The 25,594-nt window shown below is 67.0% G+C and carries 27 protein-coding genes and 1 tRNA gene; 13 read left to right on the top strand and 15 right to left on the bottom strand.

Annotated features, from left to right (window positions below):
• Positions 1–45: 45 nt before the first annotated feature.
• The 4 genes from BN3385_RS10455 to BN3385_RS10440 all read right to left on the bottom strand — a co-directional run bounded on the left by BN3385_RS10455 (position 46) and on the right by BN3385_RS10440 (position 3,637).
• Entirely contained in the window at positions 46–486 is a 441-nt protein-coding gene (locus tag BN3385_RS10455; protein WP_059016723.1) for a carboxymuconolactone decarboxylase family protein, read from the bottom strand.
• 2 nt (positions 487–488) lie between these two features.
• The gene (locus tag BN3385_RS10450; RefSeq protein ID WP_059016722.1) at positions 489–1,337 is read right to left on the bottom strand and encodes an NAD(P)-dependent oxidoreductase; all 849 of its coding nucleotides are present in this window, start codon (positions 1,335–1,337) and stop codon (positions 489–491) included.
• Entirely contained in the window at positions 1,334–2,086 is a 753-nt protein-coding gene (locus BN3385_RS10445) for an SDR family oxidoreductase (RefSeq protein ID WP_059016721.1), read from the bottom strand. The genes BN3385_RS10450 and BN3385_RS10445 overlap by 4 nt, the downstream gene beginning before the upstream one ends.
• Before the next feature lie 84 nt (positions 2,087–2,170).
• Entirely contained in the window at positions 2,171–3,637 is a 1,467-nt protein-coding gene (locus tag BN3385_RS10440; RefSeq protein ID WP_059016720.1) for an aldehyde dehydrogenase, read from the bottom strand.
• Between the two features lie 174 nt (positions 3,638–3,811).
• Between BN3385_RS10440 and BN3385_RS10435 the strand changes: the two genes are divergently transcribed.
• The 9 genes from BN3385_RS10435 to BN3385_RS10395 all read left to right on the top strand — a co-directional run bounded on the left by BN3385_RS10435 (position 3,812) and on the right by BN3385_RS10395 (position 11,308).
• The gene (locus BN3385_RS10435; RefSeq protein ID WP_059016719.1) at positions 3,812–4,405 is read left to right on the top strand and encodes a TetR family transcriptional regulator; all 594 of its coding nucleotides are present in this window, start codon (positions 3,812–3,814) and stop codon (positions 4,403–4,405) included.
• Complete coding sequence (locus tag BN3385_RS10430; protein ID WP_059016718.1) at positions 4,405–5,619, top strand: cytochrome P450; 1,215 nt, start codon at positions 4,405–4,407, stop codon at positions 5,617–5,619. The genes BN3385_RS10435 and BN3385_RS10430 overlap by 1 nt, the downstream gene beginning before the upstream one ends.
• Complete coding sequence (locus tag BN3385_RS10425) at positions 5,619–6,437, top strand: SDR family oxidoreductase (RefSeq protein WP_059016717.1); 819 nt, start codon at positions 5,619–5,621, stop codon at positions 6,435–6,437. Before BN3385_RS10430 ends, BN3385_RS10425 begins: the two co-directional genes overlap by 1 nt.
• On the top strand, positions 6,434–7,792 hold the full coding sequence (gene cyp51, locus BN3385_RS10420; RefSeq protein ID WP_059016716.1) for a lanosterol 14-alpha demethylase: 1,359 nt from the start codon (positions 6,434–6,436) through the stop codon (positions 7,790–7,792). The genes BN3385_RS10425 and cyp51 overlap by 4 nt, the downstream gene beginning before the upstream one ends.
• Before the next feature lie 10 nt (positions 7,793–7,802).
• The gene (gene fdx / locus BN3385_RS10415) at positions 7,803–8,015 is read left to right on the top strand and encodes a ferredoxin Fdx (protein ID WP_059016715.1); all 213 of its coding nucleotides are present in this window, start codon (positions 7,803–7,805) and stop codon (positions 8,013–8,015) included.
• 55 nt (positions 8,016–8,070) lie between these two features.
• Positions 8,071–8,616 (top strand): nuclear transport factor 2 family protein, encoded by a 546-nt coding sequence (locus tag BN3385_RS10410; RefSeq protein ID WP_059016714.1) that lies wholly within the window; start codon positions 8,071–8,073, stop codon positions 8,614–8,616.
• 169 nt (positions 8,617–8,785) lie between these two features.
• Complete coding sequence (locus BN3385_RS10405) at positions 8,786–9,916, top strand: NDMA-dependent alcohol dehydrogenase (protein ID WP_059016713.1); 1,131 nt, start codon at positions 8,786–8,788, stop codon at positions 9,914–9,916.
• 11 nt (positions 9,917–9,927) lie between these two features.
• On the top strand, positions 9,928–10,356 hold the full coding sequence (locus BN3385_RS10400) for a nuclear transport factor 2 family protein (protein WP_059016712.1): 429 nt from the start codon (positions 9,928–9,930) through the stop codon (positions 10,354–10,356).
• An 82-nt stretch (positions 10,357–10,438) separates the two neighbouring features.
• Positions 10,439–11,308 carry an SDR family NAD(P)-dependent oxidoreductase gene (locus tag BN3385_RS10395; RefSeq protein ID WP_231748714.1) on the top strand — a complete coding sequence of 290 codons (870 nt, stop codon included), beginning with the start codon at positions 10,439–10,441 and terminating at the stop codon, positions 11,306–11,308.
• Here BN3385_RS10395 and BN3385_RS10390 read toward each other — a convergent pair.
• Positions 11,305–13,290, bottom strand: coding sequence for a glycosyltransferase family 39 protein (locus BN3385_RS10390; protein ID WP_059016711.1), 1,986 nt, complete (start codon positions 13,288–13,290; stop codon positions 11,305–11,307). The two genes, BN3385_RS10395 and BN3385_RS10390, sit on opposite strands and share 4 nt — an antisense overlap.
• Positions 13,287–14,516, bottom strand: coding sequence for a bifunctional glycosyltransferase family 2/GtrA family protein (locus BN3385_RS10385; RefSeq protein WP_082690418.1), 1,230 nt, complete (start codon positions 14,514–14,516; stop codon positions 13,287–13,289). The genes BN3385_RS10390 and BN3385_RS10385 overlap by 4 nt, the downstream gene beginning before the upstream one ends.
• 116 nt (positions 14,517–14,632) lie before the next feature.
• Here BN3385_RS10385 and BN3385_RS10380 point away from each other — a divergent pair, with 116 nt between their 5' ends.
• Positions 14,633–15,037, top strand: a complete 405-nt coding sequence (locus BN3385_RS10380; RefSeq protein WP_059016710.1) for an HIT family protein — start codon at positions 14,633–14,635, stop codon at positions 15,035–15,037.
• A gap of 5 nt (positions 15,038–15,042) precedes the next feature.
• Here BN3385_RS10380 and BN3385_RS10375 read toward each other — a convergent pair whose 3' ends face one another.
• Both BN3385_RS10375 and BN3385_RS10370 read right to left on the bottom strand, forming a co-directional pair.
• Entirely contained in the window at positions 15,043–16,476 is a 1,434-nt protein-coding gene (locus BN3385_RS10375) for a sensor histidine kinase (protein ID WP_059016709.1), read from the bottom strand.
• 38 nt (positions 16,477–16,514) lie between these two features.
• Entirely contained in the window at positions 16,515–17,234 is a 720-nt protein-coding gene (locus tag BN3385_RS10370) for a response regulator transcription factor (RefSeq protein WP_059016708.1), read from the bottom strand.
• A 126-nt stretch (positions 17,235–17,360) separates the two neighbouring features.
• On the opposite strand from BN3385_RS10370, the gene BN3385_RS10365 reads away from it, so the two are divergent.
• Together BN3385_RS10365 and BN3385_RS10360 are read left to right on the top strand one after the other, a co-directional pair.
• A complete protein-coding gene (locus BN3385_RS10365) occupies positions 17,361–18,101 on the top strand; it encodes a hypothetical protein (RefSeq protein WP_059016707.1) in 741 nt (246 codons plus the stop codon).
• A 42-nt stretch (positions 18,102–18,143) separates the two neighbouring features.
• Positions 18,144–18,215: transfer RNA gene (locus BN3385_RS10360), tRNA-Thr, on the top strand.
• Here BN3385_RS10360 and BN3385_RS27565 read toward each other — a convergent pair.
• The gene (locus tag BN3385_RS27565) at positions 18,192–18,728 is read right to left on the bottom strand and encodes a nuclear transport factor 2 family protein (protein ID WP_197415192.1); all 537 of its coding nucleotides are present in this window, start codon (positions 18,726–18,728) and stop codon (positions 18,192–18,194) included. The two genes, BN3385_RS10360 and BN3385_RS27565, sit on opposite strands and share 24 nt — an antisense overlap.
• Positions 18,725–19,834 (bottom strand): phosphotransferase, encoded by a 1,110-nt coding sequence (locus tag BN3385_RS10355; protein WP_059016706.1) that lies wholly within the window; start codon positions 19,832–19,834, stop codon positions 18,725–18,727. The genes BN3385_RS27565 and BN3385_RS10355 overlap by 4 nt, the downstream gene beginning before the upstream one ends.
• Before the next feature lie 108 nt (positions 19,835–19,942).
• Between BN3385_RS10355 and BN3385_RS10350 the strand changes: the two genes are divergently transcribed.
• Entirely contained in the window at positions 19,943–20,560 is a 618-nt protein-coding gene (locus BN3385_RS10350; protein WP_059016705.1) for a TetR family transcriptional regulator, read from the top strand.
• Between the two features lie 6 nt (positions 20,561–20,566).
• Here the strand turns inward: BN3385_RS10350 and BN3385_RS10345 are convergent, their stop codons facing one another.
• Genes BN3385_RS10345 through BN3385_RS10325 form a run of 5 tightly spaced genes read right to left on the bottom strand, consistent with a single transcriptional unit; the run spans position 20,567 to position 25,437 of the window.
• Positions 20,567–21,370: an SDR family NAD(P)-dependent oxidoreductase gene (locus BN3385_RS10345; RefSeq protein ID WP_197415191.1), complete on the bottom strand. Its 804-nt coding sequence runs from the start codon at positions 21,368–21,370 to the stop codon at positions 20,567–20,569.
• A 35-nt stretch (positions 21,371–21,405) separates the two neighbouring features.
• On the bottom strand, positions 21,406–22,020 hold the full coding sequence (locus BN3385_RS10340) for a nuclear transport factor 2 family protein (protein ID WP_059016703.1): 615 nt from the start codon (positions 22,018–22,020) through the stop codon (positions 21,406–21,408).
• A 33-nt stretch (positions 22,021–22,053) separates the two neighbouring features.
• Complete coding sequence (locus BN3385_RS10335) at positions 22,054–23,412, bottom strand: hypothetical protein (RefSeq protein ID WP_059016702.1); 1,359 nt, start codon at positions 23,410–23,412, stop codon at positions 22,054–22,056.
• Entirely contained in the window at positions 23,402–24,544 is a 1,143-nt protein-coding gene (locus BN3385_RS10330; RefSeq protein WP_059016701.1) for a sulfotransferase family protein, read from the bottom strand. The genes BN3385_RS10335 and BN3385_RS10330 overlap by 11 nt, the downstream gene beginning before the upstream one ends.
• Positions 24,545–24,552: 8 nt before the next feature.
• Positions 24,553–25,437: a TIGR03619 family F420-dependent LLM class oxidoreductase gene (locus BN3385_RS10325; protein ID WP_059016700.1), complete on the bottom strand. Its 885-nt coding sequence runs from the start codon at positions 25,435–25,437 to the stop codon at positions 24,553–24,555.
• Positions 25,438–25,594 lie beyond the last annotated feature (157 nt).

Raw genomic sequence — 25,594 nt, 5'->3', positions numbered from 1 at the left:
GTTTCCTTACCGTTGCCTTAACCGACGTGGTGTTATCGGGCGGGCTCAGTCTGCGAGCGTTTTACCGCTGTGCATCTTCACGGCGGCGTCGACGTTGGCCTTCTTGTCCTCGGCCTGACCCTTCTCGGCGGCCTTCTTGCGCTTGGCCACCACCCGGCCGACCGCGCCGTCGAACTTGGAGCCCAGCGGGAAACCCAGGTAGTGAGTCAGGAAGATTGCCATCTCCTTGAGCTCCTCGGCGGACAGCTCGCTGTTGTGCAGCGCGGCATTGGCCTGGATCTCGGCGAGGTCGTCGATGCCGAGCGCGGCGACGGCGGTGAGTGTCATGATCCGCTTGTCCCGCATGGACAGTCCCGGCCGGGTCCAGATGGTGCCGAAGAGATGATCGACGGTCAGGTCGAAGTAGGGGTTGCCCTCGATGTTGGGCATCTCCCAGCCGTAGACCTCGTTCATCTTCTCCAGGCCCTTGCGGCGCAACTCGTCCATCGTCACTCCTTCGTGTGGGGGACACCGAGGCCGGCGGCCAGGTCCCGTAGCGCGATCTCGGCCAACGGTAGTTCCACCCCGGTGGCCTCCCCGAGACCCAGTGCCAGCCGAAGATCCTTCTCGGCCAGGCCGCGGGTGTGCAGGAACATGTTGTAAATGAAGTGATCCGGCGCCAGCGGCGCGGTGTCGTCGCGCACCATGATCGCCCCGGGACCACCGCTCTGGGCATCGCTGTGCCGCACCACCCGGCCCAGCTTCTGCAGGTCGATACCGGCCGCCTCGGCCAGCCTCGACGCCTCGCAGGCAGCCGCAAAACCGATGAAGGTCAGCATGTTTCGGGCCAGCTTCATCCGGGTGCCCGCCCCGGGCTCACCGGCCCGGACCACCATCGACGCCCACTTCTTGAACACCGGCTTGACCAGCTCGTAGGCCTCGTCATTGGCGCCGACCATCACCGCCAGCTCACCTTTGTCCGCGGCGCCGGCGCCACCGCTGACCGGGGCGTCCACAACATGGATTCCCTTGGGCTGTAGCTGATCTGCCAGCTCGGCAGCAGTGTCCGGCTCGATGGTGGAGTGGATCGCGATGACGGTCCCGGGCTTGGCGTGCTCGGCGAGCTGGCCAACGACGTCGCGCACCTGCTCGTCGTTGAGCACGGTCACCTCGATGACGTCGGCTTGCGCCACTTCGGCGATGCTCGCTGCCGGGGTGGCGCCCAGCTCGGCGAACGGCGCCATGGCTTCCGGTCGGACGTCGAAGACGATGAGGCCGCCGGGCCAGTCGGCGAGCCGCTTGGCCATCGGCGCACCCTGGTTGCCGAGCCCGATGTAGCCGACCTTCAGCTCACTCATGAGCGGAAAATCTGTCCACCGTCGACGTTGAAGATCTGCCCCGTGATCCACTTGGCCTGGTCCGACAGCAGGAACAGGCACATGCCGACCAGATCGTCGACCTCGCCCATGCGCGACAACGGAATTCCCTTGACGATGTCGGCGACCATCTCCTGGGGCGTGGTGCTGCGGTTGGCCTCGGTGTTGATCGGGCCGGGCGCGATGGCGTTGATCCGGATGTTCTGCCCGCCGAGTTCGGTGGCCAGCTGCTGGGTCAGGCTGTTCACCCCGGCCTTGGCCAGACCATAGAAGTTCGAGTACAGCCACGCCGCGGTGGACGACTGGTTGATGATGGCCCCGCCGCCACGCTTGGCCATCTTGCGGTAGACCGCGCGGGTGCACACCAGCGCGCCGTCGAGGTTCACGCTCATGAACTTCTTGTAGTAATCCCAGTCGACGGTGATCAGGAAGTCCAGCTTCATCCCGCCGAAGATCGCGGCGTTGTTGACCAGATAGTCGATGCCGCCGAACTCGGCCAGCGTCGCATCGGCCATCGCTTTGGCCGAGACCGGGTCGCTGACGTCCACCGGCAGGGCCAGCGCGGTGCCGCCCTCGCCCTTGATCCCGTCAGCGACCTTCTGCGCGCCGTCGGTGTTGATATCGGCGACCACCACGGCCGCACCCTCATGCGCAAGCGCCTCGGCGTAGGCCTGGCCGATACCGCCGCCGGCGCCGGTGACGATCGCCACCTTCTCATCAAACTGTCCCATGGGCTTTCCTTTCTCGGGCCGAGTGGCCAGTTAGCGCACGCAGAAAGCTTTTTCGCGTGTCACAGGTGGCCACTCGAGGAGGTTCTAGACGGCGGTTGCGATCACTTTCGGTTCGAGGTACTCCTCGAATCCGGCCACTCCCATTTCCCGGCCGACGCCGGACTGCTTGTAGCCGCCGAACGGCGCATCCGCGGAGTACCAGACGCCGCCGTTGACGTTGACGGTGCCGACCCGCAACCGGGCCGCGGCGGCCTGCGCGCGCTCGGGGTCGGCGCTGAAGACGGTGCCGGACAGACCGAACGGCGAATCGTTGGCGATGCGGATGGCGTCGTCGTCACCGTCGTGCGCGATCACGGTCAGCACCGGCCCGAAGATCTCCTCGCGGGCCACTCGCGCGGTGTTGTCCAGGCCCGCGATGACGGTCGGCTCGATGAAGAAGCCCTTGTCCCGATCGGCCGGGCTGCCACCACCGCAGGCGAATCGGCCACCCTCCTCGATCGCCAGGTCGAGGTAGGACTGCACCCGATCACGCTGACGCTCGGAAATCACCGGGCCGCAAATGGTTCCGGGGTTGGTCGGATCGCCGGGCTTGAGCCCGGCCATGGTCGCGGCGGCCGCCTCGACAGCCTCGTCGTAGCGGGCCCGCGGCACCACCAGGCGGGTGGTGATGGCACAGCCCTGCCCGGCGTGCATGGACGCGGTGAACGCCGACATCGAGCAGGCGCCGGCCAGATCGGCGTCGTCGAGGACCAGGAACGCCGACTTGCCGCCGAGTTCCAGGAACACCTTCTTGATGGTGGCCGCCCCGGCGGCCATGACGGCGCGCCCGGTGTTGGTGGACCCGGTGAACGACACCATGTCCACCCGCGGATCGCTGGACAACAGCGCGCCCACCGCATGGTCGTTGGAGGTGACGATGTTGACCACACCCGGCGGGATGTCGGTGTGCTCGGCGATCAGCTCACCGAGAACCGCTGCACACCAAGGGGTGTCGGGTGCGGGCTTCAGCACGATGGTGTTGCCGGCCGCGAGCGCGGGGCCCAGCTTGGCCAGGTTGATCTGGTGCGGGAAGTTCCACGGGGTGATGGCACCGACCACACCGACGGCCTCGCGGGCGATGGTGCGCTGGGTCTTGATGCCCATCGGAGAGGCGACCCCGAGGTCCTGGCGCCATTCGTAGTTCTCGGCGGTGTCGGCGCAGAAGGACAAGTCCTCGACGGGGCCCTCCAGCTGGGCGGCGGCGGTCAGCATCCGCGGTGCGCCCACCTCGGCGATGGTGAGGTCGCGCAGTTCCTCGATGTTGGCCTTCATCGCGTCGCGCAGCTGGCGGATACAGCGCACCCGCAACTCGGTGTTGGTGGACCAGTCGGTGGTGTCGAACGCCCGACGGGCGGCCTCGATGGCACGGCCCATGTCCTCGGCGTCGCCGTCGGCGGCCGTGCCCAGCACCTCTTCGGTAGCCGGGTTGATCGTCGGATATCTGCCGTTGCCGCCCGGTACGAGCTTGCCGTCGATGAAGAGATCGCTGCTGTTGTCGGCCGCTATCGCCATTCGCGACTCCCGCCTTTTCGTTGGACACCTGTCCGAGAATCTGTCAGTCGAACCTTAGCCGCCAACCCCGGCAGGGTGCAAGGTCCTTCTGCTGACGTCCCATTTGTGCCCTCTGAACACCTATTTTCGCTGCTGCACTTGCTTAGCCCACGCCCAGGTGGATATCTTGGACAAGTGTCCAGCGATGCCGTGCTAGCCGTCACACCAGACGGAGCCGACGTTCCGCGCAATCGCCGCCAGGAAGAAACGTTCCGCAAGGTGGTGAGCGCCGCCATGGAGATGCTGCGCGAAACCTCCTATGCCGATCTGACGGTGCGCGCCGTGGCGGCACGGGCCAAGGTGGCACCGGCGACCGCCTACACCTACTTCTCGTCGAAGAACCACCTGATCGCCGAGGTCTACCTCGATCTGGTCAAGCAGGCGCCGTTCTTCACCGACGTCAACGACACTCAGCTGTCGCGGGTACAGCAGACCCTGCGCAGCCTGGCCCTGGTGATCGCCGACGAGCCCGAGGTGGCCGTCGCCTGCACCACCGCGGTGCTCTCGAACGACTCCGGCGTGCGCCCGGTGCGCGAGCGCATCGGCGCCCAGATCCACAAGCGCATCAAATCTGCACTCGGCCCGGACTCCGACCACCGGATCGTCTCGGCACTGGAGATGACCTACTACGGCGCGCTGGTGCACGCCGGCAGCGGCACCCTGACCTATCACCAAGTTGCCGACCGGATGGCCTATGTGGTCGGCCTGATCCTGGGAGACGACAACTGATGGCCGCTCCAGCCGGACCACATCCCGTCGAGCTGGTCCTCGATCCGTACGACTACAACTTCCACGAGGATCCCTACCCGTACTACAAGCGGCTGCGCGACGAGGCTCCCCTCTACCGCAACGACGAGCTCAACTTCTGGGCGCTGAGCCGGCATGCGGACGTGCACAAGGGATTTCGCAACAGCGTCGCGCTGTCGAACAAGCTCGGCGTGGCGCTGGACCCGATCTCGCGCACCCCGGAAGCCAGCAAGACGATGTCGTTTCTGGCGATGGACGACCCCGACCATCTGCGGCTGCGCACGCTGGTCTCCAAGGGCTTCACCCCGCGCCGGATCCGTGAGCTCGAGCCGCGGGTGCTGGAACTGACCACAGAGCACCTCGACGCCGCACTGCAGAGCGAAAGCTTCGACTTCATCACCGAATTCGCCGGCAAGCTGCCGATGGACGTCATCTCCGAACTGGTCGGCGTACCGCGGGAGGACCGCCAGCACCTGCGTGCACTGGCCGACGGCGTGATGCACCGCGAGGACGGCGTCACCGACGTGCCGCCCGCGGCGATCGAGGCGTCGATCAACCTGTTCGTCTACTACGCCGACATGGTGGCCCAGCGCCGCAAGAAACTCACCGACGACCTCACCTCGGCGCTCATCGAAGCCGAGATCGACGGTGACCGGCTCACCGACGAAGAGATCATGGGTTTCCTGTTCCTGATGGTGGTCGCCGGCAACGAGACCACCACCAAACTGCTGGGCAACGCCGTCTTCTGGGCGGGCCGCAATCAGGATCAGCTGGCCACGGTGCTCGCCGATCATGACCGGGTGCCGCTGTGGGTGGAGGAAACCCTGCGGTATGACACCTCCAGCCAGATCCTGGCCCGCACCGTCGTCGAGGACGTCGAGTTCCACGGCACCACGCTGCACGACGGCGACACCCTGCTACTGGTGCCCGGTGCCGCGCACCGCGACGAGCGGGTGTTCGACGCTCCCGACGAGTTTCAGATCGGGCGCGACATCGGCTCCAAGCTGCTGAGTTTCGGCAGCGGGGCGCACTTCTGCCTCGGCGCGCACCTCGCCCGCATGGAAGGCCGGGTGGCGCTGGAGGAACTCGTCAAACGCATCGACGGCTTCGAGGTCGACGAGGCCAATGCGGTCCGTGTGCACTCCAGCAGTGTGCGCGGTTTTGCCAACCTGCCCATCACAGTGAAGAAGGCCTGATGCCCCGTTTCGAACCGAACCCGGCCCGCCGGCCCGCCCTGGTGGCGGGCGCGTCCTCCGGTATCGGCGCCGCGACCGCCCTGGAACTCGCCTCGCGCGGCTACCCGGTCGCTCTCGGTGCCCGCCGCGTCGAGAAGTGCCAGGAGCTCGTCGACCAGATCCACGCCGAGGGTGGTGAAGCGGTTGCCCTGCCGCTGGACGTCACCGATCCCGACTCGGTCAAGGGCTACGTGCACGGCGCCACCGAGGCCCTCGGCGAGATCGAGCTGCTGGTCGCCGGTGCCGGCGACACCTACTTCGGCCGGCTCTACGAGATCAGCCCGGACGACTTCGAGTCCCAGCTGCAGATCCACCTGATGGGCGCCTTCCGGCTGGCGAATGCCGTACTGCCGGGGATGATCGCCCGCCAGCGCGGTGACGTCATCTTCGTCGGCTCGGACGTCTCGCTGCGGCAGCGCCCGCACATGGGTGCCTACGGCGCGGCGAAGGCCGGACTCAATGCCATGGTGACCAACCTGCAGATGGAACTCGAGGGCACCGGTGTTCGTGCCTCGATCGTGCACCCCGGCCCGACGAAGACGTCGATGGGCTGGAGCCTGCCCGGCGAGCTGATCGGCCCGGCGCTCGAGGACTGGGCCAAATGGGGCCAGGCCCGGCACGACTACTTTCTGCGCGCAGCCGATCTGGCGCGCGCCATCGCGTTCGTCGCCGATACCCCGCGCGGCGGGTTCATCGTGTCGATCGAAGTTCAGCCCGAGGCGCCATTGTCCAACGGGCCCAAGGAACGTCAACAACTGAAGTACCCGGAGGAATCGTGACGAGCACTCTCAAAGAAGTTCCCCGCGTCTCGGGCGGCGAGGAGGAACACGGCCACCTCGAGGAATTCCGCACCGACCCGATCGGGTTGATGAAGCGGCTGCGCGACGAGTGCGGTGACGTCGGTTGGTTCCAGCTGGCGGGCAAGAAGGTCATCCTGCTGACCGGTGCCGAGGCCAATGAGTTCTTCTTCCGCTCCTCTGATGACGACCTCGACCAGGCCGAGGCCTACCCGTTCATGACGCCGATCTTCGGCGAGGGTGTGGTGTTCGACGCCAGCCCCGAGCGGCGCTCGGAGATGCTGCACAACACTGCGCTGCGCGGTGATCACATGAAGGGCCACGCGGTGACCATCGAGCGCGAAGTGCGCAAGATGATCGAAAACTGGGGTGACAGTGGCGAAATCGATCTGCTCGAGTTCTTCGCCGAGCTGACCATCTACACCTCGACCGCGTGCCTGATCGGCCCGAAGTTCCGCAACCAGCTGGACTCCCGGTTCGCCAACTACTACCACCTGCTCGAGCGCGGCACCGATCCGCTCTGCTACGTCGACCCGTATCTGGATATCGAGAGCTTCCGGATCCGCGACGAGGCCCGGGTCGGATTGGTCGAGCTGGTGCAGGGTGTGATGGATCAGCGAATCGCCAACCCGCCCAAGGACAAATCCGATCGCGATCTGCTCGACGTGCTGGTGTCGATCAAGGATGGCGATGGCAACGCACAGTTCACCGCCAACGAGATCACCGGCATGTTCATCTCGCTGATGTTCGCCGGGCACCACACCAGTTCCGGCACCTCGTCGTGGACCCTGATCGAACTGCTGCGCCACCCCGAGGTGTACGCCCAGGTACAGCAGGAACTCGACGACCTCTACGCCGACGGCCAGGAGGTGAGCTTCCACGCCCTGCGCCAGATCCCGAAACTGGAGAACGTGCTCAAGGAGACGCTGCGGCTGCATCCGCCGTTGATCATCCTGATGCGGGTGGCCCAGGGCGAGTTCGAGGTCGAGGGTTACCCGATCCACAAGGGCGACTTCGTGGCCGCCTCGCCGGCCATCTCCAACCGCATCCCGGAGGACTTCCCGGATCCGGACGGTTTCGACCCGACCCGCTACGACAAGCCGATGGAGGCCGACGTCCTGCACCGGTGGACCTGGATTCCGTTCGGGGCTGGGCGGCACCGCTGCGTGGGCGCGGCGTTCGCGCAGATGCAGATCAAGGCGATCTTCTCGGTTCTGTTGCGCGAGTATGAGTTCGAGATGGCCCAGCCCGCCGACAGCTACCACAACGACCACTCCAAGATGGTGGTCCAGCTGGCCCGCCCGGCCCGCGTCCGCTACCGCAAGCGCACCTCCTAGGAGCAAAACCATGGGCTGTTACCGCGTGGAACTCGACGAGGACCTGTGCCAGGGGCACGCCATGTGCGAGCTCGAGGCCCCCGACTACTTCCGGGTGCCCAAGCGCGGTCCGGTCGAGATCCTCGACCACGAACCCCCCGACGAGGCGCGCCCGCAGATCGAGCTCGCCGTCGAAATGTGTCCCACCCGAGCACTATCTATCACCGAAGTCGACGAAGCCTGAACGAGGAACGAGTTCAGGTGAGGAGACGAGAATCAAATCGAGAGAAGGACTGACAATGCCGTCATTGCCGCGTGAGGTGCTGGAAGATTTCATCGAGCGATGGCTGGAGGCCAACAAGGTCGCCGAGGCCAAGGGCGACTGGACCGGCCTGGCCGACTTCTACACCGACGACGCCACCTACGGCTGGAACATCGGACCCAAGGAAGACGTGATGTGCGTCGGGATCAACGAGATCCGGGATATCGCACTGGGTCTGGAGATGTTCGGCCTGGAGGGCTGGAGCTACCCGTACCAGAAGGTACTCATCGACGACAAGATCGGCGAGGTCGTCGGCTTCTGGAAGCAGGTCGCCACTGACGCCGATGGCAACTCCGAGGAAATCTATGGCATCGGCGGCAGCTGGTTCCGGCTGAATGCCGACGGCAAGATCGAGTGGCAGCGCGACTTCTTCGACTTCGGCCACGTGCAGAAGCTGTATCTGAAGCTGATGAAGGAGGGCAAGCTGAGCAGGGGCATGTCCGAGCGCATCGAGCGCAGCCTGGCCGGTGAGAAGCTGCCCGGCTACTACCCCCTCGGTGAGGCTCCCGTCCCGATCTGGTGATTTACTCGACGCCTGTCAACAATCCCGCCCCGCCGTATACGGTGGGCGTGACACAGGTCATAATGGCCTGCAGAACAGGAACACGTTCTACCTAGTCCTAGATCGACCATCCGGCGACGCCGGCTCCCTGGGAAAACCCTGGGGATGGGTTTGCGAGTGGAGGTTCGCAGTGAAGACAAAAGGCGCACTCATCCGTGAGTTCAACCAGCCATGGGCGATCGAGGAGATCGAGATCGGCGACCCGCAGAAGGGCGAGGTCAAGGTCCAGATGGAAGCCTCGGGCATGTGCCACTCCGACCACCACCTGGTGACCGGCGGCATCCCGATGTTCGGCTTCCCGGTGCTGGGCGGCCACGAGGGCGCCGGCGTCGTCGTCGAGGTCGGTGAGGGTGTCGAGGGCGTCGCCGTCGGCGACCACGTCGTGATGTCCTTCATCCCGTCCTGTGGCAAGTGCCCGTCGTGTCAGGCCGGCCTGCGCAACCTGTGCGACCTGGGCGCCGGACTGCTGGCCGGTACCGCCATCTCCGACGGCACTCACCGCATCCACACCACCGACGGCCTGCCCGTCTTCCCGATGACCCTGCTGGGCACCTTCTCCCCCTACATGGTGGTGCACGAGTCCTCGGTGGTCCCGATTCCCAAGGACATCCCGTTCGAGGTGGCCTGCCTGGTCGGCTGCGGCGTGACCACCGGCTACGGCTCGGCCACCCACACCGCTCAGATCAAGCCCGGTGAGGACGTGGCGATCGTCGGCGTCGGAGGCGTGGGCATGTCGGCCCTGCAGGGCGCGGTCAACTCCGGTGCCCGCTACATCTTCGTGATCGACCCGGTGGAGTGGAAGCGCGATCAGGCGCTCAAGTTCGGCGCCACCCACGTCTACGAGGACATCGAGGCCGCACTGGCCGGTATCGCCGAGGTGACCCAGGGCTTCATGGCCAAGAAGGTCATCGTCACCGTCGGTGAGGTGCACGGCGCCGACGTCGACAACTACATGAACATCACTGCCAAGTCCGGCACCTGCGTGATGACCGCCATCGGCAGCATGCTCGACACCAACATCAACCTGAACCTGGCGATGCTCACCCTGATGCAGAAGAACCTGCAGGGCACCATCTTCGGCGGCGGCAACCCGTACTACGACATCCCGCATCTGCTGTCGATGTACAAGGTCGGCAAGCTCAACCTCGACGACATGATCACCCGCCAGTACCGGCTGGAGCAGATCAACGAGGGCTACCAGGACATGCTGGAGGGCCGCAACATCCGCGGTGTCATCCGCTACACCGACGAAGATCGCTGATCCGAGTCGTCATGTCGCAGAAGACAACCGAGGTGTCCCCCGCGCTGGCTGCCTCCCAGGCCTCCTGGCGTGCCGTGATGTCGCACGACCGCGAGGGCTGGCTGGGGCTGATGTCCGACGATGTGGTCATCGAGGACCCGATCGGCCAGGCCGTCACCAACCCCGACGGCCTGGGCGTGCGCGGTAAGGACGCCGTCGCGGCGTTCTACGACACCAACATCGCGATCAACAACTTGCGGGTCACCTGCGAGGAGACCTTCCCCTCCAGCTCGCCGCAGGAGGTGGCCCACATCCTGGTGCTGCGCAGCCAGTTCGAAGGCGGACTGGTCAGCACCGTGCGCGGGGTGTTCACCTACCGGGTCAACGACGCGGGTCTGATCACCAATATGCGCGGCTACTGGAACATGGACGGCATGCAGTTCGGCCAGGCGGTTCAGTGAGGCTGACCGGAGTTGGCGCGCCAGCGCCGACGGAGGTAAGGGGAAGCTGGGACCGCCTCATTTGCCCAGGCGCCCGCCACCGGTGAGTGACGGGCCGCTCGCCGGCTTCGGAGTCGTGGTCGCCGGGGGGTCGCGCGGTGTCGGCGCGGCCATCTCGGCCAAGGTTGCCGAGTGCGGCGCCGGTGTCGTGGTCAACGGCCGCGACGCCGACGCCGTCGAGGCGACGGTCACCGCGATCACCGCGGCCGGCGGCCGGGCTATCCCGCACGCTGGGTCCGCCGCCGATCCGGCGGTGGCCGACGAACTGATCGCGTTGTGCGAGAACGAATTCGGGGCCATCGATGCGCTGGTGAACTGCGCGGGCACCGCCGAACCCGCGGGGTCCTCGATTCTGGATGTCACCCACGAGCAGTTCCGCGACCTGATCGACGTCCACCTGGGCACCGTCTTCGCCACCTGCCGCGCCGCGGCGCCGAAGATGGTGGCACGCAAACGCGGTTCGATCATCAACACCAGTTCCTTTGCCTTCCTGGGTGACTACGGCGGGACGGGCTATCCGGCGGGCAAGGGCGCGGTCAACGGCCTAACCGTTGCGATCGCCGCCGAGCTCGCCGAGCATGGGGTGCGCGCCAACGTGGTGTGCCCGGGCGCCAAGACGCGGCTGTCCACCGGCGCCGAGTACGAGGAGCAGATCGCCACCCTGCGCCGGCGCGGCATGCTCGACGAAGTCAGCGCGCAGGGCGCTCTGGACGCCGCGCCGCCGGAGTACGTGGCGCCGATGTATGCCTACCTGGCCAGTGATCTGGCGAGCAACGTCACCGGCCAGATCTTCATCGCCGCAGGCGGTTTCGTCGGCCGGTTCGACCGCCCCTCCCCCAGCCTGCTGGGCTACCGGGACCACCACGAGTCACCACCGTGGTCGCTCGATGAGATCGCCGCGATGCTGACCTAGCGGGTCAGGTCGTAGACCTCGATCCGCCCCACCCGCATCGGGGTGAAGTTGCGCTGGACCCACTGCTGGATAAGGGCATTGGTGTCGAGATGACCCCACTTGTCCTCGTGAATGGGGTTGGTGACGATGAAGTAGTGGATCCGTTTGCTCAGAGCCAGCCGCAGGAACTCGTCGGGCGCCGGGGCCGGGTCGGTGCCGTTGAAGCCGCCGATGGGCATCACCGGATGCCCAGTGGCGAGCTGATAGCCTGCGGCACAGGTTGATCCGACAGTCGCGGCAACCCAGGTGTAGGAATTCGCGTCGGCATCGAGCAGGGCGACGAGCTGCGGATCGGGCACCCCGGAGTCCAGCAGCGAACACCCGACCAGATGCGCGCTGTGGCCGGGGACCCCGGCGGGTAGCAGGAAGCCGGGCCCCTTGGCGACGGTGATCTGGGCACGCGGGACAGCCGTCACACCCTTGGTCCTCGCGGTCACCAGATGCGGCACCGGACCCGCGATCGGGAGGGCTCCCGAATTCCCATGGGCCACCGTGGTGAGGCTGAACGCCACCGGACCGGCGAGCATCACCACCGCGGCCAGCACCGGCAGCGCGTGCTGAGTCGGCCGCGGGCCGGTGCCGGGCGCGCCCGCTGCCAGCCAGCAGACCACCGCCACGCCGCCGGCGAGGATGACCCAGCGCAACCAGGGCTCATAGTCGGGGACACCGGTGAGGGTGAGGTAGGCCGTCAGCGCGGTCATCGCGGCGGCGACCGCCAATGTCACTCGGCTCCAGAGGGTTTCGCGGTGCCGCCAGCAGGTCACCGTTCCGATTCCGGTGAGCGCGGCAATCGACGGCGCCAGCGCCACGGTGTAGTACGGGTGGAAGATCCCGGCCATGAAGCTGAACACCAGCGCGGTGACCACCAGCCACAGCGTCCACACCAGGGTTTCGGCGCGCACCAGGTCGCGCCGCGGCGCGCGAGCACGCCAGATCAGCAGCGCCGTCGCGAAGACCAGCGCCGCCGGCAGCAGCCAGCCGATGCCACCGATCTGGGCCGGTTCGAAGAGCCGGCCGATGCCCGGCTGCCCCCACGGATGCGCCGACGTCCGGCCGCCGGGGTGGATCGGTGAGCTCACCCCGAGGGCCGCGACACTGCCCGGCTCGTCCCCGTTGAGGCGCCCGATTCCGTTGTAGCCCAGCGTCAATTCCAGGATCGAGTTGTGCTGGGTACCGCCGATCCAGGGCCGGTCACCGGCCGGCCACAGTTGGACCAGCAGGACCCACCACCCGGCGGCGGCGATCGCCGCCGCCAGCGCCGCCACGAGATGCCCGAGCCGGCGGGCCACGCTCTTCGGCCCGCTGACCAGGTAACCGATGCCCAGCGCGGGCAGCACCAGGGCGACCTCGAGTTGTTTGGTCAGATAGCCCAGTCCCACGCACCCGCCGGCCAGCAGCAGCCAGCGCAGCCGGCCGTCGTCGATCGCGCGCAGCATCGCCCACACCGCGGCGAGCATCAACAGCACGAGCAGGGCGTCGGGGTTGTTGTACCGGAAGATCGACACGGCCACCGGCGTCAGCGCCAGCACCAGACCGGCGATGAGCCCGGCGGTCTCACCGAAGCGGCGGCGCACCGTGTCCCACAGCAGGGCCACCGAAGCCACCCCGATCAGCGCTTGCGGTACCAGGATGCTCCAGGAGCTCAGCCCGAAGGCGCGGATGGCCAGCGACGGAAGCCACAACGCCAGCGGCGGCTTGTCGACGGTGATCGAGTTCGCAGCATCCGAGGAACCCAACAGGAAAGCCTTCCAGGACACCGAACCCGCCTGTGCGGCAGCCGAATAGAAGGAGTTTGCCCACCCGGAGCGGTCCAGGTCCCACAGGTAGAGCACCGCGGTGCCGGTCAGCAGCACCAGCAGCGCCCACCGTTGCCAGGGCAGTCGCCACCGGTCGCGGGCGGGCTCGACGTGCTCGACGGCGGGCCGCTCGGCGACGACGGTCATCGGGCCCTGCCGAACACCTGGCGCAGCGCCAGGAACCGCACGATCGTCGCGATCAGGTTGGCCACCACGAGCACCGAGAGCTCGACCACCTTGTCCACCGTCGGGTCGAACCGGTGCAGCAGATACAGCGATCCACTGGTGATCGCCAACCCGAACCCGAACACCAGCAGGCCGTGCAGGTGGTGGCGGGCCACCCCGGCCCGGCCCCGGATGCCGAACGTGAAGGCGCGGTTGGCGGCGGTGTTGACCAACGCCGTCAGCAGCAGCGCGGTGAGGTTGGCGGCCTGCGCCTTGAGTTCCTCGTGCAGCGAAAGGTACAGCAGCGCATAGGCAATGGTGCTGGCAATGCCGATCAGGCCGAACCGCAGCAGCTGACCGACCATGCCGCGCGGCACCCCGGGCACCAGGGGTTCGCGGCCCAGCGCGGCCTGCAGCTCTCGCAGCGGCAAGACCCCGGTGGCCAGCGCCCGACCGACCCGCCAGCAGCCGCGCAGGTCCTCGATCGCGGTGCCCACGATGTCGACCCGGGAGTCGGGGTCGTCGACCCAGTCGACGGGTACCTCGTGGATGCGCAGCCCGGCCCGTTCGGCGAGCACCAGCAGTTCGGTGTCGAAGAACCAGCCGGTGTCGACCACCAGTGGTAGCAACCGGCGGGCGACATCGGCCCGCATCGCCTTGAAACCGCACTGGGCGTCGGAGAACCGCGCACCCAGCACACCGCGCAGCAACAGGTTGTACCCGCGGGAGATCATCTCGCGTTTGGCGCCGCGCACCACGCGCGACGAGGCCGCCAGCCGCGAGCCGATCGCGATATCGGAGTGCCCGGACACCAGCGGTGCCACCAACGGCATCAGCGCGGAGAGATCCGTGGACAGGTCGACGTCCATGTAGGCGACCACGTCGGCCGCCGAGGATCCCCAGGCTGCGGCCAGCGCACCGCCGCGGCCCTTGGCGTCCAGGTGCAGCACGTCGACGTCAGGCAGTTCGGCGGCCAGCCGGCGCGCCACCGCCAAGGTGTCATCGATACTTGCGTTGTCCGCGATGACGATCCGAGCCCGATACGGCACCTGGGTGGTCAGGTACTCGTGCAGGCGGTGCACACACGCCGGCAGATCGTGTTCCTCGTTGTAGACGGGCACCACGATGTCCAGGACGTAGTGCACAGGATCAGCCCCTGCGGGTCGGTGCTGAGCAGTCGTCAACTCACCCGGCAGGGTGTCGGTCATAGCGATGATGCTGTCGTGCCCAGCTGCCACGAGACTGGGCCACGTCTGAGGAGTTGCTGTGAGCCAGCCGTGCGCTCCCCGACAGTCAACGTGAGGCCCTCTCCTATGCTGGGCCCATGGCGTCGGTCTTCACCATGATCATCAACCGCGAGATTCCCGGACGTTTCGTCTACGAGGACGACGACGTCGTCGCCTTCCTGACGATCGAGCCGATGACGCAGGGCCACACGCTCGTGGTGCCGCGCGCCGAGGTGGACAACTGGCAGGACCTCGATCCGGCGGTGCTGAATTCGGTGATGGCGGTGGCGCAGAAGGTCGGCAAGGCCGTCTGCTCAGCGTTCGGCGCCCAGCGGGCCGGGCTCATCATCGCCGGCCTGGAGGTGCCGCACCTGCACGTGCACGTCTTCCCCGCGCGCGATCTGGCCGACTTCGGGTTCGCCCACGTCGACCGCAATCCGTCGCCGGAGTCGCTGGACGAGGCGCAGGCCAAGATCAAGGCGGCTCTCGCCGAACTCGGCTAGACCGATCAGCCGATCGGCGCGGGCACGTCGGCGATCCGCGGCAGACTCACCCGGAAGCAACAGCCCTGTCCGGGGGCGGTGGTCACCGTGACCCGGCCGCCGTGGGCGTACACCAGCGAGTCGACAATCGAAAGCCCCAGCCCGGTGCCACCACTCGCGCGCGCCCGCGAGGAGTCGGTGCGGTAGAACCGCTCGAACACCCGCTGCGCATCTTCCTGGGTCATACCCGGCCCCTCGTCGGCCACCTCGAGCACGGCGTCGTCGGCGGCGGTGCCCACCCGCACGGTGATCCGCGCGGTTTCGGGGGTGTGCTGCAGCGCGTTGGCCACCAGGTTGCCCAGCACCTGCCGCAGCCGGGCTTCGTCACCGAGCACCTCGGGGGTGCCGGGGCCGTCGAACACCTCCATGGTGATGGTGCGCTTCGGGGCGATCGACTGCGCGTCGTGCACCGCATCGCTGGCCAGCGCGAGCAGGTCGACCCGGCGCCGTTCCAGCGGGCGTTGCGCATCCAGGCGGGCCAGCAGCAGCAGATCGTCGACCAGCAGGCCCATCCGGCGGGACTCACTCTCGATGCGCGACATCAGCATCTCGACGTCCTTGGCCGCGCCCTGGCGGTACAGCTCGGCGAACCCGCGGATGGTGGTCAGCGGGGTGCGCAGTTCGTGACTGGCGTCGGTGATGAACCGCCGCATCCGTTCCTCGGACATCCGGGCGTGATCGGCCGAGGCCACCGATGACGCCATGGCACTTTGGATCTGGGCCAGCATGCCGTTGAGCGCAAGGGAGAGCCTGCCGACCTCGGTGCGCGGATCACGTTCGGGCACACGGCTATCCAGCTCTCCGGCGGCGATCGCGGCGGCGGTGCGTTCGACTTCGACGAGGGGGCGCAGGCTGCGGTGCACCACCCAATAGCCGACCACGCCGAGGATCACCAGCACGGCGGTGCCGATGGCCACCTGCGACCAGGCCAGTGAGCGGACCGTGGACTGGACGTCGGACAGGTCGATGGCGACGGTGGTCAGCTCGCCGCTGGGGCCGCGCACCGACACCGCACGCCACTGCACCGCTGACTTGTCCAGGGACCCGATGGTCACCGGCACCGGTCCGACGTCGTTGTCGTCGGGCAGGTCGGGTTCGGCGTCGCGGTCGTTGACCGCCATCCAGACGTGGCCGTCGGTGTCCACACCGCGGACATAGAAGTTCGACGGCGGCCGGGCGGGGTTGGGACCTTCGTCGGGCGGTGGCATGTTGCGGCGCGGGGCCTGGGCCCAGCCGCGCGAGGCATCGATCAGGGTTTGGTCGGCCCGGTTGATGAGGTCATGACGCAGCGTCGAGGTGACCGCGACACCGGAGGCCAACAGTCCGAGGCCCACCAGCAGCAGCATGGCTGCGACCAGGCCGACCCGCAGGGGAACGGCACGGTGATACGGCGGTGGCATCGTTCCATTGTCGGCGCGCGGCAGCGCGCTGCGCCGGATTATCGCGGCTCCCGCAGCACGTACCCGACGCCACGCAGGGTGTGCAGCAGCCGCTTCTCGCCGGTGTCGATCTTGCGGCGCAGATACGACACGTAGGACTCGACGACGTTGACGTCACCGCCGAAGTCGTAGCGCCACACGTGGTCGAGGATCTTCGGCTTGCTCAGCACGGTGCCGGCGTTGATGACGAAGTAGCGCAGCAGGGTGAACTCGGTCGGCGACAGCGAAACAGGCTCACCGGCCTTCCACACCTCGTGGGTGTCCTCGTCGAGCTCGATGTCGGCGAACGTCAGCCGCGAGTTGCGGGGTTCCTCGACCCCCTTACCGGCGCGGCGCAGGATCACCCGCAGCCGGGCCACCACCTCTTCGAGGCTGAACGGCTTGGTGACGTAGTCGTCGCCGCCGAGGGTCAGCCCGGCGATCTTGTCCTGCAGGCTGTCGCGGGCGGTGAGGAACAGCGCGGGTGCGTCGATCCCGTCGGCCCGCAGCCGGCGCAGCACACCGAAGCCGTCCATGCCGGGCATCATCACGTCGAGGATGACGGCGTCGGGCCGGATCTCCCGGGCGCGATCCAGGGCGGCGGGCCCACTGGATGCGGTGTGTACCTCGAAGCCCTGGAACTTCAGGCTGACCGAGAGCAGTTCGACGATGTTGGTCTCATCGTCGACTACCAGGACTCGTGCCTCGGGCTTGGTGTCGGTGGTTACGGGAGCGGCCATGCTGTCAATTTCCTCTTACGATGGTGAATTCCAGCTGCCAGGGCACTGTGAGCTTCCTGTGAGTCCTGTCCAGCTACTTCCGTGATACCGCCGGTTACGGCATCTGGCCACCCATACACTTGTGCGATGGACCTGGCGAAGACGCTGGTAGGGATGGCGACCACACCTGTTCGGGTCGGTCTGGCCGCCGCGGAGGCCGGTTTGGACGTCGCCCGGGCGGGTCTCGACCTGACCAGACGCACGCTGGGCGAAGCAGGTATGGAGGCCTCGCCGAACTCGGTGGCGCAGATGTTCGGGCTCGAGGACGCCGTCGCGCGGGCCAACAAGCTTGCCCAGCTCCTCGACGACGACGCCCCGCTGGGGCGGGCGCTGGCGCCGGACGGGCCGCTGGACCGCCTGATGCGCCCCGGCGGTCTGATCGACCGGGTCACCGCGCCCGACGGCATGCTGGACCGGTTGACCGCCGAGGGCGGCGGGCTCGAGCGTGCCCTGGCGCCGGGCGGGCTGGTGGACCAGTTGCTCGACGAGGACGGCCTGATCGAGCGCGTGCTCGGTGAGGAGGGCCTGGCGGACCGGCTGCTGGCCGAAGGCGGTCTGATCGAGAAGCTGACGGCGCGCAACGGGCCGCTGGAACAGCTCGCCGACGTCGCCGACACACTCAACCGGCTGGCACCCGGGCTCGAGGCCCTGGCCCCGACCATCGAAACCCTGCGCGAGGCGGTGACCACGCTGAGTCTGGTGGTCAACCCGCTGAGCAATATCGCCGACCGGATTCCGATCCCCGGCCGCCGCCGCTACAGCCCGCCCCGCAGCGTCCCGTCGGAACGGATCCCCAGCGACCGGTTGGTCCACGATGAGGATGAGTAGCGACCCGATAGTCTGTTAGACGCATCCGGCTCGACCGGACCCGCCTCCTTAGCTCAGTGGTAGAGCAACGCTCTTGTAAAGCGTAGGTCGTCAGTTCAATCCTGACAGGGGGCTCTTGCGCTCGAATCGTTCGCCGGCCAGCACGCGGTAGGACAGGTCGTCCTCGGCGGCCGCCGGGTTGGCGCCATGATGCTCCACCGGACGCGAACGATCGAGGTCGATCACCACCTCCCGGCTGGCGAACCGCCAGCGACCGTCCTCGCGGCGGTAGCGATCCAGATACCGGACCCCAACGAACGACTCGGTCGGCGGGCCCGACGGGCTGGGCAGGATGTGGTAGCCCAGCGCATAGACCTCGCCGCTGGCCTCGTCCCCGTCGAGTTCGATCAGGTGGTTGCAGACGTAATGCGCGCCGATCTGGATGAACTGGAACGAGGTTTCGAGGAAGTCGACGTACTCGTGTGCACTGCCACGGAAGATCTGCGCGTGGTTGTCGATACCGTCGCGGGTGTACAGCGACCGCAGCAGCGCGGGATCCTTGCGATCCACGCCGCGGCAGTAGCGTAGCGCCAACTCGCGGATCTCGTCCTTGTCGAGCAGTTCCTGAAGCCGGGCTTCGACACTCATCGGATGGCCTCGATCGCGGCCGCGCTGTCCAGGTCGCGGTAGGCGGTCAGCAGGCGAATGTGGTTGCCCACGTTGATCTCCCATCCGTAGTTCTCCACCGGGCAGGTGAGCCAGCCGATGTAGGTGTTCCAGGCCTGGGCCCGGCGATACTCCTCGAAGGCCTCGTCGGCCGTCGGCAGATCCTCGATCCCATGGCCGCGCAACAGATCACGATGCAGCTCGATGAGCCGGCGCTCGTGGGCGCGCCGGGAGGCGACGTCCAGACCGGTGACGATCAGATACGACAGGTCGTGCATGTAGTAGCCCCGCACGCTGAGCTGCCAGTCCAAGAATCCCATCGACCCGTCGGGCAGCACGAAGGTGTTGCCGACGTGGCAGTCGCCGTGCACCAGCGTCTGCTGCAGGCTCTGCTGGTGTTTCTGGACGATCTGCACCTTCTCCAGGAACGATGCCGGGCTCTCGTCGACGGTGGCCACCAGCTCACTCTTGTGCAGGTTCCTGGCCACTTCGTCGGCGATCATCGCGGGCACCAGGTCGGGATGGTTGAACAGCTCGTTCAGTTCGCCCTCGACATGCGTTTGGGCCCAGGACAATTCGGGCGACGACCAGTCGGCCCTGACACCCCAGTGCCGCGCATGCAGCGCGGCCAGTTGGGTGATGGCATCCTCCAGGCTGGCCAGCGTCGGCGGCGTCACCACCGACGGGAACCGCGCCCCGCGGGCCGTGAGGTCTTCGAGGGCAAGCCCGAAGCTTCCGGTGCTCTCGTCGAACCAGGCACCCAGGCAGCGCGGTGTCCGCATGAAGGTCCACGGCTGCAGCCGGCTGTACACCGCCACCTCGTTGCGATACAGCGGGTAGGCCGGCAACTCCGGGCGGGCCACCTTGAGAACCACCTGCGTCGGCAGGTCGGCACCCGCCTCGTCGAAGGCCAGATCCAGATCCACCCGGCCCGAGGTGGACACCTGGTCGCCCTCACCCCATTGCCACACCCGCCGGATCGAGAAGTCCCGCACCCCGACACCGGGATTCAGAGTGCCGATCAGGCGCTCCAGGACCTCACAGGACAGGCCACTGGCATCGGTGGGGATGGCACCCAGTTCAGACACGAAACACCTCGAGACACAGACGTTGTGCGCAGCGGCGGACGCCGGCTACCGTCGCCAAGCTAATACAAATGGGTTAGATTGACAATACGCCTGTGTTAGTCTTCGGTCATGGATGACGCTGGTCGCAGCCCGGCTCGGGTGGCGCTGATCGACGCTGCGGAGCGGCTCATCGCCGAACAGGGGCCCGCGGTGTCACTGCGGCAGGTGGTGACGGCGGCGGGACAACGCAACAGCGCAGCCATCCGCTACCACTTCGGCGCCCGCGAACAGCTCATCGCCGCGGTCGTCGAAGCCCGGCAGAGCATCTTCGAACCCAAGCGCCTCGACCGCCTCGCCGCACTGGAAGCCGACGGTGAGGCCGACGCCCGCGGCCTGCTGGAGGCGTTGCTCGCCCCGGTCTTCGAGTACCAGCGCGCGGCCACCCCGAGCTATCACGCCCGGTTCATGGAGAAGATCCGCGACTTTCCCGGCGTGGAACTCCTCGGGCGGCAGGACTGGGCCGCCACCAACCTGATCGCCCGGCGCCTGACCCGGATGGCCGGCCCGGCAACGGACGCCACCCGCGCCATCCGGGCCCGCGGATTGATGACCGTCGTCTTCGCGTTGCTCGCCGATCTCGAACGCGCGCAGTACGCCACCCCCGACGAGCGGACGGCAGCCGAGCAAGCCACCCTGGATATGGTTCTCGGCGTGGTCAATTCAGCGAAAGCCGCAGCCACGCCCTGAGGCGGCTCACGGTGACAGGAGTGCGTCGCCGGTCAGTGTGCGGATCGGCCGCCCGAGCTGCTCGAGCAGGGTCAGCGATTTGTACACCCGGCCATTGAGACCGTCGCGGTCGGTGGTGCACAGCGCCAATGCGGCCTCGGCCATGGCCTCCACCGGTTCGAGGATGTCCGGGTCGTTGGCAGCCGCCTCGGCGAAAGTCGACTTGACCGCCTCGGTCAGAACCGCTTTCACCGGAGCCAGCGCGCTGGCCACGATGTGGTCGGCGTAGTACTCCGATGCGATCGCCTCCGTGAGCCGGTTGAGCGCAGCCTTTGAGGACCCGTACGCGGTCCCGTTGAGGTGATAGACCGGGTCGGGCGGCGGGTCGGTGCGCAGATCCCCCGAGTAGGAGGTGATGTTGAGGATCCATCCGCCGCCGCGCTCCCGCATCGCCGGAATCACGCGCTGGCACAGGTCGAATGGGGCGAGATAGTTGATCTCGGTGATCAACCGCAACCGCTTCTCGGTGATGGCGGTGAACGGGACGAACGCCGAACTGGCGGCGTTGTTGACCAGGATGTCGATCGGTCCGCACTCGGCGACCACCCGCTCGATCATCTCGGCCCGCGACTGCGGTGAGGTGAGGTCCACCTGGTAGGGCAGCGCCCGGCCGCCTGCGGTCTCGATATCGGCCACCGTCTGCCGCAGCGTGCCCGCGACATTGCCCTGGGCCGCCTCGTCGAGACTGCGGGCCGCTACCGCGACCATCGCCCCCTCGGCGGCCAGCCGGGTGGCGATGGCGGCCCCGATGCCCCGGCTTGCACCGGTCACCAGGGCCACCTTCCCCGAAAGGGCTTGTGCCGTCGTCACGTACCCAGCGGCTTCTGGGTGATGTAGCGGCCCTCGGCCACCGGCGGCGGCCACAGGGTGGACCGCAGCTCGTTGTAGTGCACGCGGCCCGGCATGTCCATCATCGGGATGGCGATGCGCTCGAGGAACGGCTTGGGTGCCTTACCGGATTTGGCCACCTGCATGAAGGTGTGCGCGGTGGACCCGAGGTCGAACCAGTCGCGCTGCCACTCGATACGGATCTTGCCGTCGGTCTTGTCGCGGGCCACTCCGAACCAGCTGCCGCCGATCCCACGGATCTCGTACTCCTGGCCGTTCTCGTCGAGCACGCCGGACATCTGCCGCCAGAAGCCGACGATCATGGCGTTCTCCTCGTCCATGACGGTGGCCATGTAGTCGTAGTGCCACCCCTCCAGACCGGACATCTCGGTGCCCAGCGCATACTTGCGGATCTCCTCGCGACCGATGGCCATGAAGTGCTCGTCGGGGGTGTACATCCAGCCGTAGGTGGCGTCCTCGAGGTAGAGGTCGGCCATGCCGCCCCAGTCGCCGGCGCGTTCGGCCTCCCGGTTGGCCTCCAGCCATTCCGCCCAGAAGCCCTTGATATCGGCTCTGGTGAACGTCTCGCTCATCGTGCTTCCTTTCGTTGGTGAACCTGTTGGTGCTCAGTACTGCCGATACCGGCGCTGGACGTGTTCCTGGCGGATTCGGATCTGTTCGCGACGCTCCTGCGGCGACAGTCGCGGGGTGTCTGCCGGTAGCTGGTCGCCGAGTTCGTCCAAGCGCAGCTTTCGGACGGTGACCACCGGAAACTGTTCTGTCGGTTCCGGATACGTCCACCGCATCGTCATGAAGCCGACAGGCAAGCCGGTGGTGTCGAGCCAGTTCGGCACACCCGGGTCGCGGTGGGCCACCACGTAGCGGTAGTGGCCGTCGTCGTCGCGGCGGGCCTGGGTGCCGTTGAGGCTGCTGACGTGGTTGGCGTAGTCGTGCGATTCGCCCCAGAGGTTGGCGAGGTGAAATCCCATGTAGGCCGGGGGCTCGAACACCTCGGTGTCGATCAGCAGCACCTCGTCGTCGGCGAGTTCGTACATGCCGCCGGAGTAGACATTGGTGCTCTGCCCGCCGCCGGTGGCCAGCGATGCACCGGCCGGTGCATTGAAGTCGTTGCGCGGCATGAAGGTCTGGCCGTCGCCGTTGCGGTCCCCGTGGACCTCCAACACCACGTCATAGAAGGCATTCCAGAACCTGGTCTGGTTGTCGACGATCTCGCCGACCCTCCGCATCGCCGCCGCTGCGCTGCCCGCGTCCAGTGCCGGTGGATGCTCGCCGATCTTGTCCAGCCGCGCGATGAGCAGTTCCGGTGCTTCTTCGCGTTCCCAGTCGTGGTAGAGGGCACGGACGGTGACGAACTCGGCGTGAAAGGTTCGGCCGCTGCGTGTCGAGATCCGTTCGGTGCCGATGAAATTGCCGTCGTAGTCCGCAGGCCGCTGGGGCGCGAGGAGGATCTCGAACCGTCCGTCGTCGGCGACCACCAGCTCCGAGGAGTCGAGCTTGCCGGTGTTGCCGCGCACGCCGGGCTGCAACTCGGTGAGTTCACCGCTGTCCCCGGCGTAGCCGGTGTGGGCTTCGACGATGAGGTATTGCGGCGCAATCGGTCCCGAGGGCGCTGGTGGCCCGCCACGCCAGTGCGCGGTGTCGGCGACCCGTCCGGTGATCCGATAGGTGAACCTGCCGTCGATCGGGGTGGACAGGTACATCGCGTCGGCGTTGTCGATGGTCGCCTTGTCCAGGACCTGGATGCTGCGCCGGAAGTACGGAAACTCCGGGTCGCCGAAGAAGGCCCGTTCGACCGCGGAGTGCAGGAAGCCGAGCAGATAGCGGTAGCCCTCGGCGAGATCGCGCGGCCCGGACAGCGGCGGCGCATGCAACTCCGGCGACTCCAGGGCGTCGCGGGCCCGGCCCAGCCGGTCGATCATCTCGTCCCAGGCGGCGCGCAACTCGGCGGTGTGATCAGCCGACACGATCTGCCTCCCAACCGAACCGGTCGAACAGCGGCGCCAGATGCGTGCGGATGCCGTCGGCCTCCAGACCGAACTCTTCGAGACTGTAACTATGGCCGGACCGGTATTCGCGGCCCTTTTCACTGGCCAGTGTCTTTTCCTGCTCGGGCACCATGTCCAGGCCGATCTGTTCGTACACCGAGCGCATCGTGGCGGCCGGATCGGTGACCAGGTCGGAGTAGTTCAGGATCGCGCTGGGCACCTCGGGGTGTGCGTCCAGCACGTCCAATGGATGTTGGTAGTAGTGGTAGGAGGATTCAACGAAGGACGCGAACGATTCCCGCATATCGGGCTCCGAGCGTTTCCGCGCCGACCACGCATACTGCATCAGTTTCAGAAAGCTCGGAATGGTCTCGTAGGGATTACGCACGGGGACAACGAATCTGGCATCGGGAAACGTGTCGATCAGGCTCTGCACCCGGCCGCAGTGGATGGGCGCCTTGGATAGGTGCATGACGCCGGGACCGTTGAGCACCAGCTGGCGACGCACGCATTCGCGGTAGAACTCCATGGCCCGGCGCCGCTTGCGGGCCGGCCAGCGCTCGTCGACGTAGTAGAAGTCGAGGTGCTGGGCCTGCGGGTACTGGACCACCCAGAATCCGGATGCGCACGATGTGGTGAGTAGGAACTCGTCCTCCTCGGGCGCGAACAAGCCTGACTCGTGAACCTGGTTGCTCTTGGCGAACAGCCGCTGGTCCAGGATGTCGATGCGCTTGCGAAGCCGGCCACCGAAGCGCTGATCCCAGCGCAGCACCGCTCGCAGCACCTTCTTCTCGATGAGCGAGGGAAAGAACATCTCCCACAGCAGGACGTAGGAGAACCGGGGGTCGTTGGCCATCATGTGGTGCAGGTAGGTGGTGCCGCTGCGGGCGTGGCCGACGATGAACACGGGCTGGCGAATCTCTTTGCGGCGCAATGCGGGGAAGACGACCGGATCGAGAGCGAAGGTCACCGTGTGCAGAACGGCCAGCGCCGGGATGACTACGCACAGCGTGCGGTACTGCTTGCGCCGCCGGGCGGCGTCGGGTTCCTGGCGAACCAGACCGACCAGGGTCCACCAGGTCCGCCAGTCGAAGTAGAAGAGGTTCTTCATGCTGCCCCTCAGGGGTTGACCTTGCTGATGACCTCGTCGGCGAACCGCCGTAGCCGGGCCAGCTTGTCCTCGAGTGGTTGCGGATCCTGTCCGATGATGTAGGGGTTGCGGAAGCCGACGATGACGTCGGTGACACCCAGGTCTTCGAGCCGACGGCAGCCGTCGACGCTGCGCCCGTCGGGGCTCGCCGCGTGAATCTCGAAGGGTTCGTGGGCTTTTCCCGCCTCGGCGCGTAGAGCTGCCAGCTTGGCGATCATCGTCTCCAGCGCGTCATTGGGGCCGCCGGCGTGCATCCAGCCGTTGGCCCTGGTGGCAGCCCGCTTCAGCGCGGCGTCGGAGTGACCGCCGATCAGCAACGGGATGGGCTCGGTGGGCACCGGACAGACCTTCATCGAGGGCACGTCGTAGAACCGGCCGCGGTAGGAGAAGAATTCGCCGGTTTCCAAGCCCCGGAAGATGTCGATCGCCTCGTCCAGTCGAGCACCTTTGTGCGCGGGGTCGACGCCGGCCATCAGATAGTCGTCGGGGTAGGGACTGCTGCCGATACCGACACCCAGACCCAGCCGGTTCCCGGTCAGGGTGGCCACCGAGAACGCCTCCTTGGCGGCCAGCACCGGCGAGCGCACCGGGAACTTGACCACGAATGTGGTGAACCGGATCCGCTCGGTGAGCGCACCGAGATAGCCGGCGAGTACGAAAGGCTCGATGAACTCCTTGCCCTCCAGGAAGCTGCGGTCCCCATCGGCGGTGTAGGGGTAGACCGCGTCGGAGTGCTCGGGATAGCCGATCGAGTCGGGAATGGTGAACCCGTCGTATCCGGCCTCCTCGGCCGCCACGGCCAGCCGTGGCAGGAACTCCGAACGGGTCATCGAGTCGGAGAACGTGAAGCGCATAACAACTTTCTGACGGCATCTGGACAGATGTTCAGATTAGACTGCTAAGTGCCACGCGACAAGGCCTGCCTTCGGCGAGCAAAGATGGTCTTTCACCACTAAATGGGGCTGGTCCCGACAGCCGGTCAAATCCATACACATGTCCGCTTCCACAGGT

It is taken from the genome of Mycobacterium sp. M26 (assembly GCF_001494595.1).
GTDB lineage: Bacteria > Actinomycetota > Actinomycetes > Mycobacteriales > Mycobacteriaceae > Mycobacterium.
This window is presented reverse-complemented; position numbering and strand designations above follow the sequence as displayed.

What these genes read in the sequence shown, in the direction of transcription:
- BN3385_RS10455 (WP_059016723.1), bottom strand. Translation starts at nt 486, where the DNA reads ATGGACGAGTTGCGCCGCAAGGGCCTGGAGAAGATGAACGAGGTCTAC.
- BN3385_RS10450 (WP_059016722.1), bottom strand. Translation starts at nt 1,337, where the DNA reads ATGAGTGAGCTGAAGGTCGGCTACATCGGGCTCGGCAACCAGGGTGCG.
- BN3385_RS10445 (WP_059016721.1), bottom strand. Translation starts at nt 2,086, where the DNA reads ATGGGACAGTTTGATGAGAAGGTGGCGATCGTCACCGGCGCCGGCGGC.
- BN3385_RS10440 (WP_059016720.1), bottom strand. Translation starts at nt 3,637, where the DNA reads ATGGCGATAGCGGCCGACAACAGCAGCGATCTCTTCATCGACGGCAAG.
- BN3385_RS10430 (WP_059016718.1), top strand. Translation starts at nt 4,405, where the DNA reads ATGGCCGCTCCAGCCGGACCACATCCCGTCGAGCTGGTCCTCGATCCG.
- BN3385_RS10425 (WP_059016717.1), top strand. Translation starts at nt 5,619, where the DNA reads ATGCCCCGTTTCGAACCGAACCCGGCCCGCCGGCCCGCCCTGGTGGCG.
- fdx (WP_059016715.1), top strand. Translation starts at nt 7,803, where the DNA reads ATGGGCTGTTACCGCGTGGAACTCGACGAGGACCTGTGCCAGGGGCAC.
- BN3385_RS10410 (WP_059016714.1), top strand. Translation starts at nt 8,071, where the DNA reads ATGCCGTCATTGCCGCGTGAGGTGCTGGAAGATTTCATCGAGCGATGG.
- BN3385_RS10400 (WP_059016712.1), top strand. Translation starts at nt 9,928, where the DNA reads ATGTCGCAGAAGACAACCGAGGTGTCCCCCGCGCTGGCTGCCTCCCAG.
- BN3385_RS10390 (WP_059016711.1), bottom strand. Translation starts at nt 13,290, where the DNA reads ATGACCGTCGTCGCCGAGCGGCCCGCCGTCGAGCACGTCGAGCCCGCC.
- BN3385_RS10385 (WP_082690418.1), bottom strand. Translation starts at nt 14,516, where the DNA reads ATGACCGACACCCTGCCGGGTGAGTTGACGACTGCTCAGCACCGACCC.
- BN3385_RS10380 (WP_059016710.1), top strand. Translation starts at nt 14,633, where the DNA reads ATGGCGTCGGTCTTCACCATGATCATCAACCGCGAGATTCCCGGACGT.
- BN3385_RS10375 (WP_059016709.1), bottom strand. Translation starts at nt 16,476, where the DNA reads ATGCCACCGCCGTATCACCGTGCCGTTCCCCTGCGGGTCGGCCTGGTC.
- BN3385_RS10370 (WP_059016708.1), bottom strand. Translation starts at nt 17,234, where the DNA reads ATGGCCGCTCCCGTAACCACCGACACCAAGCCCGAGGCACGAGTCCTG.
- BN3385_RS10365 (WP_059016707.1), top strand. Translation starts at nt 17,361, where the DNA reads ATGGACCTGGCGAAGACGCTGGTAGGGATGGCGACCACACCTGTTCGG.
- BN3385_RS27565 (WP_197415192.1), bottom strand. Translation starts at nt 18,728, where the DNA reads ATGAGTGTCGAAGCCCGGCTTCAGGAACTGCTCGACAAGGACGAGATC.
- BN3385_RS10350 (WP_059016705.1), top strand. Translation starts at nt 19,943, where the DNA reads ATGGATGACGCTGGTCGCAGCCCGGCTCGGGTGGCGCTGATCGACGCT.
- BN3385_RS10340 (WP_059016703.1), bottom strand. Translation starts at nt 22,020, where the DNA reads ATGAGCGAGACGTTCACCAGAGCCGATATCAAGGGCTTCTGGGCGGAA.
- BN3385_RS10330 (WP_059016701.1), bottom strand. Translation starts at nt 24,544, where the DNA reads ATGAAGAACCTCTTCTACTTCGACTGGCGGACCTGGTGGACCCTGGTC.
- BN3385_RS10325 (WP_059016700.1), bottom strand. Translation starts at nt 25,437, where the DNA reads ATGCGCTTCACGTTCTCCGACTCGATGACCCGTTCGGAGTTCCTGCCA.